This window comes from Sphingomonas sp. 1F27F7B, assembly GCF_005503355.1.
Classification (GTDB): domain Bacteria; phylum Pseudomonadota; class Alphaproteobacteria; order Sphingomonadales; family Sphingomonadaceae; genus Sphingomonas.
Genome location: NZ_SCMK01000028.1, coordinates 11,954 through 26,889, shown reverse-complemented (window position 1 = coordinate 26,889; position 14,936 = coordinate 11,954). Strand labels below are relative to the sequence as shown.

The 14,936-nt window shown below is 68.7% G+C and carries 13 protein-coding genes; 1 reads left to right on the top strand and 12 read right to left on the bottom strand.

What is annotated here, in order from left to right; translation table 11 throughout:
* Positions 1–33 precede the first annotated feature (33 nt).
* The 5 genes from FFS08_RS20215 to FFS08_RS20195 form a co-directional block, all read right to left on the bottom strand.
* Entirely contained in the window at positions 34–297 is a 264-nt protein-coding gene (locus FFS08_RS20215) for a hypothetical protein (RefSeq protein ID WP_137864805.1), read from the bottom strand.
* On the bottom strand, positions 294–1,127 hold the full coding sequence (locus FFS08_RS20210) for a TIGR00266 family protein (RefSeq protein ID WP_137864804.1): 834 nt from the start codon (positions 1,125–1,127) through the stop codon (positions 294–296). The genes FFS08_RS20215 and FFS08_RS20210 overlap by 4 nt, the downstream gene beginning before the upstream one ends.
* A gap of 90 nt (positions 1,128–1,217) precedes the next feature.
* A complete protein-coding gene (locus FFS08_RS20205) occupies positions 1,218–2,009 on the bottom strand; it encodes a LysR family transcriptional regulator (RefSeq protein WP_137864803.1) in 792 nt (263 codons plus the stop codon).
* A complete protein-coding gene (apaG, locus tag FFS08_RS20200) occupies positions 2,006–2,404 on the bottom strand; it encodes a Co2+/Mg2+ efflux facilitator ApaG/CorD (protein ID WP_086130998.1) in 399 nt (132 codons plus the stop codon). The genes FFS08_RS20205 and apaG overlap by 4 nt, the downstream gene beginning before the upstream one ends.
* On the bottom strand, positions 2,404–3,612 hold the full coding sequence (locus FFS08_RS20195; protein ID WP_137864802.1) for a trans-sulfuration enzyme family protein: 1,209 nt from the start codon (positions 3,610–3,612) through the stop codon (positions 2,404–2,406). Before FFS08_RS20195 ends, apaG begins: the two co-directional genes overlap by 1 nt.
* A 144-nt stretch (positions 3,613–3,756) precedes the next feature.
* Here FFS08_RS20195 and FFS08_RS20190 point away from each other — a divergent pair, with 144 nt between their 5' ends.
* Positions 3,757–5,061 carry a glycosyltransferase family 39 protein gene (locus tag FFS08_RS20190; RefSeq protein ID WP_137864836.1) on the top strand — a complete coding sequence of 435 codons (1,305 nt, stop codon included), beginning with the start codon at positions 3,757–3,759 and terminating at the stop codon, positions 5,059–5,061.
* 4 nt (positions 5,062–5,065) lie between these two features.
* Here the strand turns inward: FFS08_RS20190 and FFS08_RS20185 are convergent, their stop codons facing one another.
* The 7 genes from FFS08_RS20185 to uvrC all read right to left on the bottom strand — a co-directional run bounded on the left by FFS08_RS20185 (position 5,066) and on the right by uvrC (position 14,914).
* Positions 5,066–6,169 (bottom strand): glycosyltransferase, encoded by a 1,104-nt coding sequence (locus FFS08_RS20185; protein WP_502702060.1) that lies wholly within the window; start codon positions 6,167–6,169, stop codon positions 5,066–5,068.
* Positions 6,166–7,218, bottom strand: coding sequence for a 3-isopropylmalate dehydrogenase (gene leuB / locus FFS08_RS20180; protein WP_137865139.1), 1,053 nt, complete (start codon positions 7,216–7,218; stop codon positions 6,166–6,168). Before leuB ends, FFS08_RS20185 begins: the two co-directional genes overlap by 4 nt.
* 48 nt (positions 7,219–7,266) lie before the next feature.
* The gene (gene recO / locus FFS08_RS20175; RefSeq protein WP_137871851.1) at positions 7,267–7,998 is read right to left on the bottom strand and encodes a DNA repair protein RecO; all 732 of its coding nucleotides are present in this window, start codon (positions 7,996–7,998) and stop codon (positions 7,267–7,269) included.
* A 140-nt stretch (positions 7,999–8,138) separates the two neighbouring features.
* Entirely contained in the window at positions 8,139–9,083 is a 945-nt protein-coding gene (locus tag FFS08_RS20170; protein ID WP_137865001.1) for a GNAT family N-acetyltransferase, read from the bottom strand.
* A gap of 5 nt (positions 9,084–9,088) precedes the next feature.
* Positions 9,089–10,045 carry a polysaccharide deacetylase family protein gene (locus tag FFS08_RS20165; protein ID WP_137864996.1) on the bottom strand — a complete coding sequence of 319 codons (957 nt, stop codon included), beginning with the start codon at positions 10,043–10,045 and terminating at the stop codon, positions 9,089–9,091.
* A gap of 52 nt (positions 10,046–10,097) precedes the next feature.
* A complete protein-coding gene (locus FFS08_RS20160; RefSeq protein ID WP_137864995.1) occupies positions 10,098–12,899 on the bottom strand; it encodes a DUF3857 domain-containing protein in 2,802 nt (933 codons plus the stop codon).
* 92 nt (positions 12,900–12,991) lie between these two features.
* Complete coding sequence (uvrC, locus tag FFS08_RS20155) at positions 12,992–14,914, bottom strand: excinuclease ABC subunit UvrC (RefSeq protein ID WP_137864994.1); 1,923 nt, start codon at positions 14,912–14,914, stop codon at positions 12,992–12,994.
* Positions 14,915–14,936 lie beyond the last annotated feature (22 nt).

Below are 14,936 nucleotides of genomic sequence, written 5' to 3'. Positions count from 1 at the left end.
GGAGCGGCTGCAATATGCCGATCGCCCCGGCCCCTAGATCTCCCCGCGCATCCTCCGCTTGTGATATTTGGTGCGCATGCCGATCCCCATCAGCATCAGCGCGAAGCCGCCGACGATCGCGGCCAGGGTGACGATGTTCGGGATCGGCGTCCAATAGGCGTTTATCAGGATCAGCGCCGACCCGGCCACCGCCAGCGCCACGCCCAGGCGGCGCGGCCCCCTGGCGACCGCCATCAGCTCGCGGCGATAGGCGCGGCGCTGCTCGGGATCGGCGAGGTTGGGGACCGGCCGGCTCAACGATTGCCCCCGATCAGGTCGCCGATCCCGCCGAGCACCGAGCCTTCGCCGCGATTCTGCCCGCCATGGCTGCTCGCCGCCGCCATCATCCGCCCGGCGAGGCGCGAGAAGGGCAGCGACTGGATCCACACCTTGCCCGGCCCCGTGAGCCGCGCGAAGAACAATCCCTCGCCGCCGAAGATCGCGCTGCGCACGCCGCCGGCGCCGACCAGGTCGAACTCCACCGAAGGCGTGAAGGCGGCGACGCAGCCGGTGTCGACATGCAGTTCCTCGCCCGGTGCCAGCTCGCGCTCGACGACCATGCCGCCGAACTGGACGAACACCCAGCCATCGCCGTCGAGCTTCTGCATGATGAAGCCCTCGCCGCCGAACAGGCCAGTCATGATCCGCCGCTGAAAGGCGATGCCCATCGACACGCCCTTGGCGGCGCAGAGGAACGCGTCCTTCTGGCAGATCAGCGTGCCGCCGACCGAATCGAGCTTCAGCGGCACGATCGCTCCCGGCACCGGCGCCGCGAAAGCGACGCGCGCCTTGCCCGAGCCGTTATGCGTGAAGACGGTGGTGAACAGGCTCTCGCCCGTGACCAGCCGCTTGCCCGCGCCGAGCAGCGCACCCATGAAGCCGCCGCCCTGTGCGCCGCTGCCGTCGCCGAACACGGTGGTCATGCCCACCGCAGCATCTTTCCACACCAGCGCCCCGGCCTCGGCCACCGCGCTCTCGCCCGGGTCGAGCTCGATCTCGACGAACTGGAGCTCCTGCCCCTTGATCTCGAAATCGATATCGTCGGCAATGCCGGCGCTGCGGCTATGGCTCCAAGGGCTTTGCGGCATGGGTGTTCGCTCCTGCGGTTTTGCGCCTCCTTACCCGGCTTCACCGCACCGATGAAGGCCGATGCGCATCGGCCCGCGATCGGAGCGCGCTCACGCAGCGAGCGCGTCGACCAGCGTCTTCACTTTCTTCTGCCGCCACTGGGGCAAGGGTGCGACCAGCCAATAGCCGAGCTTGGAACTCTTGGGCTCGCCGACCACGACGACTCGGCCCGATTCGATGTCGCTGCGGGCCAGCAGCTCCGGCACCGTCGCCCGGCCCAGCCCCTCGGCCGCAGCATCGAGCGCGAGGCCGGCATCGGCGACACGCACCAGCGAGCCGGCATCCTCGGCCATGCAGCCGGGCCAGGAGATGCGCACGTCGATGCCGCCGCCCGGCCGCTCGACCGTGACCATCCCGTCGCTCTCCAGCGCCTCGCCCTCATGCTCGCCAGGCCCTTCGCCCCAGCGGATCGCGAGATCGAGATTGGCCTCGGTGAAGTCGATCGCCTCGTCGGCGGGGACCAGCATGAAGCGCAGGTCGCTGTCCTCGCGCGCGATCTCGGCCAGGCGCGGCATCAGCCACTTCGCGGTGAGGTCGCGCGGCGCGGCGATGGTCAGCGACTTGGACGATTGCCCGGCCTGCATCGCGCGCACGCTTTCCTCGAACTCGAGGAAGCCCGCACGCAGCGCCGCCAGCCCCGCCTCGGCCTCCGGCGTAAGCTCCAGCCCCTTGGTGGTACGGCGGAACAGGACGACGCCCAGCGTATCCTCGAGCGCACGGATCTGCTGGCCGACCGCCGCCGGCGTCACCGCCAGCTCGTCCGCCGCGCGGGTGAAGCTCAAATGCCGCGCCGCCGCGTCGAGCACGCGCAGACCATTGAGGGGGAGATGGGTGCGCTTCATTCCGCCACCGCCGGCGCCGTGAGCGCGAATTTGGGGATGGCGACGTCGAATGCCGAGCCGTCCTCTCCGATCATGTGATAGCTGCCCTGCATGTTCCCCATCGGCGTGCTCAGCGGGCAGCCCGAGACATAGTCGAAGCTCGCCCCCGGCGCGATCATCGGCTGCTCGCCGACCACGCCTTCGCCTTCCACCGTGTGGCGCGCGCCGCGCCCGTCGGTGATGATCCAGTGCCGCGTCAGCAGCTGCACCGTCATCGGCCCGCTATTCTCGATGCGGATGTGATAGGCCCAGAACCAGCGGCCGCGATCGGGCTCGCTCTGCTCGGGTAGATAGCTCACCGACACGCGCACGGTGATCCCGCGCGTTTCCGCCGCATCGGTGAACAATGCGTCCATCACAATCCGGCGGCCCTCAGCGCCTGGTCCAGATCGGCGATCACGTCCTCGGAATCCTCCAGCCCGACATTGAGCCGCAGCATGCCCTCGGTCACGCCCATCTCCAAGCGCTTCTCCTCGGCCACGCTCGAATGGGTGGTGGAAGCCGGATGCGTCATCAGCGAGCGCGAATCGCCGATGTTGTTCGAGATGTCGACCAGCTCCAGCGCGTCGAGCAGCGCGTGCGCCTGTGTGCGGCCGCCATCGACCTCGAACGAGAAGATCGGGCCCGCCGCATCCATCTGGCGGTTGAAGAGATTGTGCTGCGGATGGCTGGGCAGCGCCGGGAAGTTGATCCTGGGCACCCGCTGCTCGAGGAAACTGCCCACCTTCAGCGCATTCTCGCTCTGCCGGCGGATGCGCAGGTCGAGCGTCTCCAGCCCCTTGAGCACCACCCAGGCGTTGAACGGCGACAAGGTGGGCCCGGTGTTGCGGGTGAAGGGCAGCAGCACGTCGTTGATGAATGCGGCCGAGCCGGCGACCGCGCCGGCGAGCACGCGGCCCTGCCCGTCCATCATCTTGGTCGCCGAATAGGCCACCACATCCGCGCCGAATTCGAGCGGGCGCTGGAGCGCGGGCGTGGCGAAGGCATTGTCGACCACGCTGGTGATGCCGTGCTTCCGGGCAATGCCGCACACCGCTTCCAGGTCGACCACGTCCATCGTCGGGTTGGCCGGCGTCTCGAAGAAGAAGACCTTGGTGTTCGGGCGCACCGCGTCCGCAAACTGCTGCGGATCGCGCGCGTCGATCACCGTCGTCTCCACGCCGAAGCGCGGGAGCAGGCTGTCGGTCAGCCAGCGGCAGGAGCCGAAGGCGGCGCGACCCTGGACGATATGGTCGCCCGCGCTCACCTGGCACAGGATCGCGGCGGTCATCGCCGCCATGCCCGAAGACATGGTGCGGCAGGCCTCGGCGCCTTCGAGCAGCGCGATCCGCTCCTCGAGCATCTCCACCGTCGGATTCTGCAGGCGCGAATAGGTCATGCCCTGCTGCTCGCCCGCGAAGCGCGCGGCGGCGTCGCCCGCACAATCATAGGCATAGCCGGACGTGAGGAACATCGCCTCGCTCGTCTCGCCCCATTCCGAACGCGCGGTGCCCCCGCGCACGGCCTGGGTGGCGGGTTTCCAGTTGCGGGTTACGCTGCGGTCTTGGCCGGTACGACGCTTCATAGTGCGAGATGCTTTGCGGCTGAGGGAACGAGGCGTCAACACCGCTCGTCACTTGGGCGCCGACAAGTCCTGCTTCGTCGCTCCGCGGATCCGGAAACCAAGTTCAGCATGACGGCTGCGAAACGCTCGGCTAATCAACGCGCCATGCTCGATCGCCTCAAGGCCCTGCAGGACCGCCCCTGGCTCGTCGCCCTGCTCCTCGCCATCGCCGTACAGATGCTGTTCCTGGTCCATCTCGACCAGCCGAGCGTGATCATGTTCGACGAGGTGCACTATCTGCCCGCCGCCCAGGCGCTGCTCGACCTGTCGGGCCCGCGCAACGTCGAGCACCCGATGCTCGGCAAGGAGCTGATCGCTGCGGGCATGGCGCTGTTCGGCGACAATCCGTTCGGCTGGCGCATCGCCTCGACGCTGGCGGGCACCGCCACGGTGCTCGGCGTCTTCGCGTTCCTCTGGCTGCTCGCCGGCAACATGCGCACCGCGCTGGTCGGCGCGGTGCTCACCACGCTCAACCAGACCGTCTATGTCCAGGCACGCACCGGCATGCTCGACATATTCCTGGGCGCCTTCCTGGTCTGGGCGCTGGTGGCGTTCCTCTGGGCGATGAAGGCCCCTGGCGGGGCCGCCAGCTGGCGGCGCTGGATCGCAGGGAGCGTGCTGCTCGGGCTCACCACCGCAGTCAAATGGGCGGGCGTCCCCTATATCGTGCTTGCCGCCCTGGCCTTTGTCGTCATTCGCGCCCGTGACGCGCGCCTGGCGAAGCGGCCGCTGCTCTCCGCGCTCTCGGGCAAGGGCCAGCCGCACTGGCCCGGCCTGCCCGCGATCCCGGCGATCCTCGCGCTCGGCGTGGCAAGCGTGATCACCTATTTCGTCACCTTCGCGCCGGCCTTCTTCTACACCACCGATCCGCTGACCTCGCTCTCCGGCCTGTTCGCCCAGCAGCTCCACATGTGGCAGATGCAGACGCAGATCCTGCCGCACCACACCTATCAGTCGAGCTGGTGGAGCTGGCCGCTGATGCTGCGGCCGATCTGGTATTTCTACGAATGGGATCGCGGCGCCCAGCGCGGCGTGCTGCTGATCGGCAATCCGCTGATCATGTGGGGCGGGCTGGTCGCGGTGGCCGCCTGCTACTGGGCCTGGTTCCGCGACAAGGCGATCCGGCCGCTGGCAGTGGCGCTGCTATGGACCGCATCGCTGGCGATCTATGTCGTGATCCCCAAGTCGATCGGCTTCTATTATTACTACCATCCGAGCAGCATCTTCCTGTGCATGGCGCTGCCGATCGCCTTCCAGCATTTCGACCGGGGCCGGAATCGGGGCTGGGAAGAATGGTTCGCCGCGCTTTCGCTGCTGGTGTTCGGCTATTTCTATCCGATCCTCTCGGCCGCCCCGCTGGCGGACAGCCAGGGCTTCACCCATTGGATGTGGATCGGCAGCTGGCGCTGATCCGTCAATAGCGTCCCCAGACGAAGCGCGAGGAGAGCGCGAAGTTCCACACGGCGGCGACGGCGATGCCGGCCAGCGCCGCGAAGCGCCAGTCGCCATGCTGGACATTGTGCAGGAAGGCCGCGACCCCGACATTCGCCGCCGCGCCCACGCTGCACACCAGGCAGAAGGAGAACCAGCCCGCCAGCAGCGCACCGCCGCCCTTCAGTCGCTGCTCGCGATAAGTGAGCGCGTTGTTGAGGAAGAAGTTGAACGTCATCGCCGCCGCGGTGGCGAGGATGGTGGCCCCGACAAAGGGCCAGGCGAGGCCGCGGAACAGCACGCCGAGCACGAGGAAATGCACGCCCGCGCCCAGCGCGCCGATGCCCGAGAACATCACGAAGCGCACCGGCACCACCCGGCCGAACATCCGGTCGTAGAGCGCGATGAGATATTCCATCGCCACCACATAATCGAGCTTGCTCTCCCCCAGCGCCCGCGTGCGGAACACATAGGGCAGCTCGAGGAACTTCAGCGGCCGCGGCGATGCAGTCATGATGTCGAGCAGGATCTTGAAGCCGATCGCCGACAGCGTCGGCACCAGATCGCGCACGATCCCCGTGCGGATCATGAAGAAGCCGCTCATCGGATCCGACAGGTCCGCCTTCAGCACGCGCCGCGACAGCTTCGTCGCCAGCGCCGACTTCGCCACCCGCTCCTCGTCCCACTCGCCCGTGCCGCCGCCGTCGACGAACCGCGAGCCGATCACCACGTCGAGCGCATCGTCGCCTTCCAGCGCATCCAGCATCCTGGGCAGCAGCGTCTCGTCATGCTGCAGGTCCCCGTCGATCACCGCCACGAACGGCGCCGCCGTCGCGCACATCCCCTCGATACAGGCCGAGGACAGCCCACGCCGACCGATCCGCTGGATCACCCGAACCCGCGGATCCCGCCGGCCCAGCGCCCGCGCCGCATCCGCCGTCCCGTCCGGGCTGTCGTCGTCGACGAACACCGCCTCCCAGTTCCGACCCTGCAGCGCCGCATCCAGCTTCTCCACCAGCAACGGCACGTTCGCACGCTCGTTGAACGTCGGGATCACGACTGCAAGCTCGAGCTGATTGGGAATCACGCGAGTTCCTTGAGCACCGCGTCGCCCATCTCGGTGGTCGACAGCGATCCGCCGAGATCCGCTGTCCGCGCCCCGGCGGCAAGCGCCGCCGCGATGGCGGCCTCCACCTTCTGCGCCGCTTCCTCGTTGCCGAGCGAATGGCGCAGCAGCATCGCCGCGGAGAGGATCGCCGCACACGGGTTCGCCTTGCCGGTGCCCGCAATGTCCGGTGCCGAGCCGTGGATCGGCTCGTACATGCCGTTGTCGCCGCTCCAGGCGCGCAGCGAGGCGGAGGGCAGCATGCCGATCGAGCCGGCGCACATGCTCGCCTGGTCGGAGAGGATGTCGCCGAACAGGTTGCCGGTGACGATCACGTCGAACGCCGCCGGCGCGCGCACCAGCTGCATCGCGGCATTGTCGACATACATGTGCGTGAGCTGGACCTCGGGATATTCGGTGGCCAGCTCGTTGACGACGTCGCGCCAGAGCTGCGACGTCTCGAGCACGTTCGCCTTGTCGACCGAGCAGAGCTTCTTCCGGCGGCGCTTGGCCATCTCGAAGCCGACCCGGGCGATGCGCTCCACCTCTGCCTCGTTGTAGCTCATGATGTCGAAGCCCTGGCGCAGGCCCTCGGCATCGTGCCGCCGGCCCTTCTCACCGAAATAGACGTCGCCCACCAGTTCGCGGACGATGACCAGATCGAGCCCCGCGACCACTTCGGGCTTGAGCGGGGACGCATCGGCCAGCGCCGGGAACAGCGTCGCCGGGCGGATATTGGCGAAGAGCTGCAGCTCGCGGCGCAGGCCGAGCAGCGCCGCTTCCGGGCGCAGCCGCCGCTCCAGCGCCTCGAAGCGCGGATCGCCGATCGCGCCGAACAGCACGGCATCGGCCTGCTTCGCGAGGTCGAGCGTCTCTTGCGGCAGGGGGCGCCCCGTCGCCAGATAAGCCGCGCCGCCGACGGGCGCCTCCGCGAAGTCGAGGCCCAGCGCCAGCGCTTCCAGAACCCGGCGCGCCTCGCGCGTAACTTCCGGCCCGATCCCGTCACCGGGCAGAACAGCAATCAGTGGCAATTCATGCTCCCCACGTCGTCGTCGCCTGCTTTGCCGCCCTTGTGTCCGTCACGCAACAGCGCGCTTCAACCGATCGACCAGCCGCCCCCGCGCCGCGAGCAATTCCGCGCCCTTTCCGATCAGCAGGTCGCGCTCGAGGAAATGGCCGGTGAGCCGGAGCCCGTCGAGGATATCGTCCCACCCGGCCTCCCCGCCCTCGATCAGGAAGCGCGGCAGGCGGAGCAGCCGGGCCTCATAGCCCTCCGCCCCGATCCGGCTCACCGCGATGCCGCTGCGGGGGCTGACATAAGCGAGATCGTCGTTGCGGCCGGTAGCGGCGCAATGCTCGAGATCGAGCCCGAAGCCGAGCTCGGCGAGGAGCAGCAGCTCGTAGCGGACCATCGCCACCGCCCAGCCCCGCGCCGCCGGCGCCGCCTCGATCGCGGCGAGCACGCCGTCGAGCGCCGCATAGAGCCGCGGATAGGGGAGCCCCTCGGGCAAGGCGAAGGCGCTGAGCGCGGTCGCCCATTGAAAGGCGGCCGCCGGCAACGGCTCGGAGAACATCGCCGCGCGGCTGTGGAGCAGCTCGACCGTGAGGCCGGCCAGCGCCTCCTCGGTGCGCGAGCGCCATTCGCCGAGCACCAGGTTCGCAGGCTGGAGCACCGGCCGCATCGTCCGCCCGTGCCCGCCGCGGACATAGCCCGGCTGCACGCCATCAGCCTCGGTGAACGCCCGCACGATCGCGCCATGCTCGCCATGCGCGCGAACGGAAAGGATGATGGCTTCGGCGCGGAGGTGCATGGGAGGGTTATATATTTCCTCCCCGAGCTTGTCTCGGGGAGGGGGACCGCGCGACGCAGTCGCGTGGTGGAGGGGCCGGCGCGCCCCTCCACCATCCGCTGCGCGAAGTGTCCCCCTCCCCCAGCAAGCTGGGGGAGGAACTAGGCTCCCCGCCGCACCTTCTTCGCCAGCTTCTCCAGCCCTGCCCGCTGCACCAGCGCCTTCATGCCGGCCACGCCGCGATTGAACCCGCCCAGCGCCGCCATCGTCACGCGGTTCGCCAGCGACGGGCGCAACAGGAACAGGTCGACGCACGCCACGCCGCCGGTGGCGAACTGGCGCTTGTGCTGGCCCTCGCCTTCGGTGAAGTCGAAGCGCGCGAACTTCCCCTCCTCGAACAATTCCCGCATCGCCTCGAGCTGGAGGACCGCGCCGGGTGAGAGATCGTTGAACGCGGGATCATGGCCAACATGGGCATAGATCACGACGCCCCCCTCGATCACCGGGCAATAGAGATAGGCCGCCGGCTCGCCCGCGATGTAGAGCAGCCAGGCCCGCACCTGGCCGGCGGCAGCCTGGGCCAGCATCGTCGCGATGAACTCGGCGCTGTCGGGCAGGCCCGAGCCGAGCAGCCGCTCCTGATAGGTCCGCAGCGAGATCCGCCGCGCGACGTCGTGGAACGCCTCGAGCTCCTGCGGCCCGCGAAAGGCGCGCACGTCGAGCTCGCCGCCGCTCTCCGCCGCGATCTTCTTCGCCTTGCGCTTGATGCCCTGGCGCGCGTTGGACGAGAGCCCGTTCCACCAGGCATCGAAGCCGATCCCGAAATCGGTGAAGTAGCGCGTGTAGCGCTGGCGGACGAAGGGCAGCATGTCGCCCGACGCCTTGACCAGCGCCGGCACCAGCTGCTCGGGCAGCGAAGTGACGCCATAGCCATGGGCCTCACGCGGCAGCGGCGGCAGCACCGGCAGGCGTTCGGCACGCGCTTCGTCGAGCGTCAGCGGGATGCGGACCAGATAGCGCTGGATCGCCACCAGCGTGCGCGCGCCGATCTCGAACTTCAGGCTGGTGGACCGGGCCTGGGGGGCTTCGGCGGCGACGTCGCCCATCGCGTTCACGCGGCGCGCTCCTCGACCAGGTTCGACCAGAGCTGCTCGGCCTGGCGCCAGCGCGTGCGCAACAGGCTCGGCCCGAGCGGCGCGTCCTCCTGCCCCAGCGTCATTCTCGGCCTGTCGGCGAAATGTTCGGTCACCAACACCCCCCGGCGGCTGGCCAGCATGCGGCACAGCGCCGCGAAGCGCCGCACATGCACTGCGTTAGGCCGTGTCCCGGCACGATTTGCAAGCTCGAAGCCATGGCTGACGATGGTGACCGCCGAATGGCTGCGGACCACGGCGTGATCGAGCGCCGCGCGCATCTCTCCCGCCGAGAGCGCGCAGATCTGGAAATGGCGGAGGTGTCCGGCGCGATCCTCGATCAGCGTCACCGGCACTTCGACGATCCCGCGATGCGCGATCGGCGCGATCTGGCGGGGCTCCAGCCCGATCGCACTCGGCCAGGGATGCTCGGAGCCGTTGTGGCTGGAATCATATTCGAAGCCGAGCTGCGCCAGCGCGCCCAGCGTATCGTCGCTCGCCGAATAACTGCCCGCACGGAACGCGATCGGCTCGGGCGCGCCACAGGCGACCAGCATGTCCGATGCCCCGGCGAGCAGTTCCACTTGCTCATCGAAGCTGTAGTCGATCAGCTCGAACGCGCCATGGGTCGCGCCCTTGTCGCCGGCATGCGCGCCGGTCCAGTTGGGATGGAGATGCAGCTGCACTTCCTGCCCGGCTTCCAGGATCGCGCCGACCACGCGCCGGATCGGATCGAGGCCATAGACCAGGGCCGGCATCGGATCGACGAAGAAGCATGCCTTGAGGCCGTGCCGGGCGAGCTGCTCAAGCTGCCAGGCGACGCCCACATTGGCCGGCTCCAGCGAACGCTGGACGATCGTGTCGACGTCGAGCCCGGCAACATGGTGCCGCCACATGATCTCGGTGTCGATCGTGATGAAGACCCGGGTAGCCATGGTGCCCGAGTATCGCACGGGCGTGAAGAAATGCCGAACGGCCGATGCGGGATCAGGGCTTGATCCCATAACGGGCATAATCTTCGTCGACGCGCGGCCACATCAGCCGGGCGGCGGCCAGATCGGCGTCGCTGCCCTTGATGTCCCCGGTCCGCCGGCGCACGACGCCACGCAGATAGAGGCTCGCTCCCTGCATCGGCGAGACTTCGAGTGCAGCGTCGAGATCGGCCAGCGCCTCCTCCATCCGGCCCATGCGGAAATAGACCATGGCGCGGCTGTCGTAGATCGATGCCGGGTTCTCCGCGATCTCGATCGCGCGCGTACAATCCTTCAATGCGCTGTCGAGCGACAGGTTGCGCGTGCCTTTCAGCCAGCAGCGCGAATTGAGCAGGATCTCGTTGCCGGGCGTCACGCGGATCTCCTCGTCGATCAGCTTCACGCCTTCCTCCGCCCGGCCTGCCTCGCCGAGCAGCTCGGCCTTCTCGGTGACGAAGCCCTGCCTGGCCTTGCCGCCCGCTGCGATGCGTTCGTCGATCAGCGCGAGCGCGGCATCGCGCTCGCCGCCGCGGAAGCGCAGCGAGGCCAGCATGTTCGCCGCGGCCTGGGATCCGGGATCCAGCGCCAGCGCCGCTTCGGCATCGGCGCGCGCGCCCTTGTCGTCGCGCATCGCCAGCCGCATCTGCGCCCGGGCGAGATGGAGCTGAACGGTCGGCTCGATCGCGATCGCCTTGTCATAATCGGCGGCGGCGCCCTTCCAGTCCCAGATCCCGGCCAGGAACGCGGCGCGGTTGGTATAGCCATATGTCTCATCGGGCGCCGCATCGGCCACGCCCTTGGCATAGATGGCCATGATCGGCGCGAAGCCGGTCTTGCCGGCATCGGCGACGATCTTCCAGCGCGGCGGATAATCGATGGGCGCAAGCACCTCGAGCAACCGCGACTTGGCGAGCGCGACCTGGGCACGCGCCGCCGGCAGGTCCGCCGGCGCCACTTCCGCCGCATCGCTCTGCATATGGTCTTCGACCACCACATCGCCGTTCGCCACCGTGACCTTGCGAGACAGCGGGATGCCCGCAAAGCGCGCCGGCAGTGTCTGATCGCCCTCCAGCGTGAAGCCGGCACCTTGCCCGGGCAGGCGAATGCGCGTCCGGATCACCGTGGCGAACGGCGCCGGAGTGGTCATCACCGGAATGTCCTTCCAGGCGGGGCGGGCCCGATCCGGCGCGAAATCGGCGGCGGAGACGATGCGGTCGAGCTGCGCACGATAGCGGCGCTCGCTCAGCTTCCAGGGCGAGCCCACGATACCGCTCGCGGTCGCCGTCGCGGTCGCCGTCTCGGGGTCGTAGGAGAGCTTGCGATCGACGACCAGCGCATCGCCGATCACGCTCGAGACCATGCCCTGGCCCATATTCTCGAGCTCCTCCTTGCCCGCCTGGCTCGACAGGGCCCGCACCGCCTCGGCCATCTGGCCGCGCATCGTCAGCGTCAGGGTGAAGGGTGTCGGCAGGCTGAGCCCGGCCCGCTGGTCGAATTCGAGCGAGGTCTCCATTATCGGGCGCGCCGGCGCACGCATCGGCAGCGGCATCAGCTCGGCCCCGCCGGGCCGCAGCGGCAGCACGTCCCGGAACGGCGGAGTGTCGTCGAGATCGGCCAGCCGCGTGCCGGAGCCGGTGCCGTCGAGCCACAGCGACTTGCCCCCGATCGTCGCGCGCACCAGCACGTGATCGAAGGCGCCGGCGCTGGGCAGCCGCTGCGCCACCAGCCCGCTCAGGTTCATGCTGGCCGCCACCGGCTCAGCCTCGATATCCATGGCGCGGAGCAGCGCGAGCAGCAGCAGCGTCTTGGCCTTGCAATCGCCATAACGGCGCGTCCAGGTATCGGCGGGCTTCTGGGGCACATAGTTGCCGCCGTTCATCCCCTCGAACAGATAGCGGATCTCGTCCTGCACCAGCCGCAGCGCCAGCGCGGCGCGCACGCGCGGATCCGCCGACCTGGCCTTGATCTTGTCGACTTCGGCGGCCAGCGGCGTACCCGGCGCGATCAACCCCTCGGTGAGGTAGAGCGCCCCGATCACCGCCGAGACCGATTTCCAATCGGCGAAGCTGGTCACTTCGAGGAGCGGCGGCTTCCGATAACGGACCGGCGCATCGGCAGGCAGCTCGGCCGGCTTGGGGAGCGGCAGCGCCACTTCGATCTCGTCGAAGCCGTCCCGCTTGGTCACCTTCGGCGCCGCACCATCGGCGTAGCTGCGCCAACGCAGCGGGCTGCCCGACGGCCAGGAGACGCGCGCCCGCGCGAACCCCACCCGCGCGGGTGCCGCGAGCAGCGGCACGAAGGTCTGGGTGTTGCCGCCCAGCGCCTTGTCCCTGCTCGTCACCGAATAGCTCAGGCGCAGCACGTCGCCGACGCGCAGGCCCTTCACCGCCATCGTCGCGGTGAGCGTGCCGTTGATCATCAGCTGCTCGAGCTGCTCCTCGCGCCGCAGCACCTCGAAGCCCTGCCCCCCTGCGAGCAGGTCGATATGCTCGCCGCCGCGGATGATCTCCGCCTTGTGGACGATCAGATCGCCCTCGTCGGGCTGCCAGGGCAGTTGCAGCGTGCCGAGCTGCGTCATCATCTGGGGCGAGATCACGCGGCTCGCCTGGTCGACATAGGCCCAGACCTGCCCGCCGCTCACGCGCTGCTGGAAATCGTTGAGCACGAGCGCGGGATCGGCGTCGGTGAGCTTCGCCGCGTCGGGCATCGGCGCGGGCACCACCCATGCGGGCGCAGCCTGGTAGAGCGGCTTGTCGCCGGCGTGCGCGACGCCGGAACAGCTCAGAAAGACGAATGACGCCAGCGCCTTGCGAACCATGATGCCCCCCCCCCGTTTTCGACACCGACCCTAGCGCCTCGCCGGCGCGTCGCAAGCCAGGGCGCGAGGATTATCTGTGCAGTTCTGGCGCCTTATCGGGCGTGAAAATAGTCATAGACCTGCTGTGCGACGCCCGCGCTCACGCCCGGCGCCTTCTGCAGATCCTCGAGGCTCGCCGCGCGCACCGCCCGCGCCGTGCCGAAATGCATCAGCAGCGCCTTCTTGCGCGCGGGGCCGATGCCGGGGACTTCGTCGAGCGGGCTCGCCCCGATCGCCTTGGCGCGCTTCTGCCGATGCGCGCCGATCGCGAAGCGGTGGACTTCGTCGCGCAGCCGCTGGAGGTAGAAGAGCACGGGCGAATTGACCGGCAGCATCAGCTCGCGCCCGTCCATCAGGTGGAACACCTCGCGGCCCTCGCGCCCGTGATGCGGGCCCTTGGCGACGCCGACCATGCAGACATCCTCGATGCCCAGATCCTCGAGCACTGCCCGGGCCGCGTTCAGCTGCCCGCGCCCGCCGTCGAGCAGCACCAGATCGGGCCAGCTGCCGCCCTGCCGGTCCGGGTCCTCGTCCTGCGCGCGCGCAAAGCGGCGAGTCAGCACTTCGCGCATCATCCCGTAATCGTCGCCCGGCACGGTCTCGGCACGCTTGATGTTGAACTTGCGATACTGGTTCTTCTGGAAGCCCTCGGGGCCCGCCACCACCATCGCTCCCAGCGCATTGGTACCCTGGATGTGCGAGTTGTCGTACACTTCGATCCGCTCCGGGCTTTCGGGCAGCTCGAAGATGTCGGCGATCTCGGCGAGCAGCCTGGCCTGGGTCGTGCCCTCGGCCAGCCGCCGGTCGAGCGCTTCCACTGCGTTGCGGGTCGCCTGCTCCAGCAGCCGCCGCCGCGGCCCGCGCTGCGGCACGCCCAGCGCCACCTTGTGCCCGGCGCGTTCGCGAAGCGCCTCGGCCAGCAGCGCGGCTTCCACCAGGTTGCGATCGACGAAGATCGTCCGGGGCGGCGGCACTTCCTCGTAGAACTGCATCAGGAAGGCCGAGAGCACTTCGTCCTCGGACACGTCGTTGGTGTGTGCCGGGAAGAAGCTGCGATGCCCCCAATTCTGGCCGCCGCGGATGAAGAAGGCCTGGATCCCCATCACCCCGCCCTTGCAGGCCAGCGCGAAGATATCGGCATCGCCCACGCCCTCGGCATTGATTGCCTGCGATCCCTGGATGAAGGTCAACGCCTTCAGCCGGTCGCGCAGGATCGCCGCCAGCTCGAAATCGAGCGCCTCCGCCGCCGCTTGCATCTGCGCACCCAGCTTGGCCTGCACCTTGGTCGACTTGCCCATCAGGAAGTCGCGCGCGTCGTCGACCAGTTCCTCATATCCGGCCGGATCGATCCGGTCGACGCACGGCGCAGAGCAGCGGCGGATCTGGTAGAGCAGGCACGGCCGGTCGCGTGTGTTGAAGAAGCCGTCGGTGCAGCTGCGCAGCAGGAACAGCTTCTGGAGCGCATTGAGCGTCTTGCGCACCTGCCCCGCGCCCGCGAACGGGCCGAAATAATCGCCCTTCACCTTGCGGGCGCCGCGATGGAGCTGAATGCGCGGAAACTCGTGATCCCGGCGCAGCAGGATGAATGGAAACGACTTATCGTCGCGCAGCAGCACATTGTAGGGCGGGCGGAAGCGCTTGATCAGCTGGGCTTCCAGCAGCAGCGCCTCGGCTTCGTTGTTGGTGGTGACGATCGTCATCGATCGCGTCTGCGCCACCATCCGCTGGAGCCGCTTCGAGAGCCGCATCACCTGGGTATAGTTGGTCACCCGGTTCTTCAGCGCCCGCGCCTTGCCGACATAGAGCACGTCGCCGCGCGCATCCTGCATGCGATAGACGCCGGGGCGCGCCGGCAGCGTCTTCAGCACGTTGCGGATCGCCGCGACGCCGGCTTCCAGATCGGGCGCGTCGGCGCCGCGCACGGCATTGGTGGCGGCCTCTTCGTTGAAGCGGTTGGGCGAGTTGGGATCGGACATCGTCGCCAGCGATTTAGGGGGT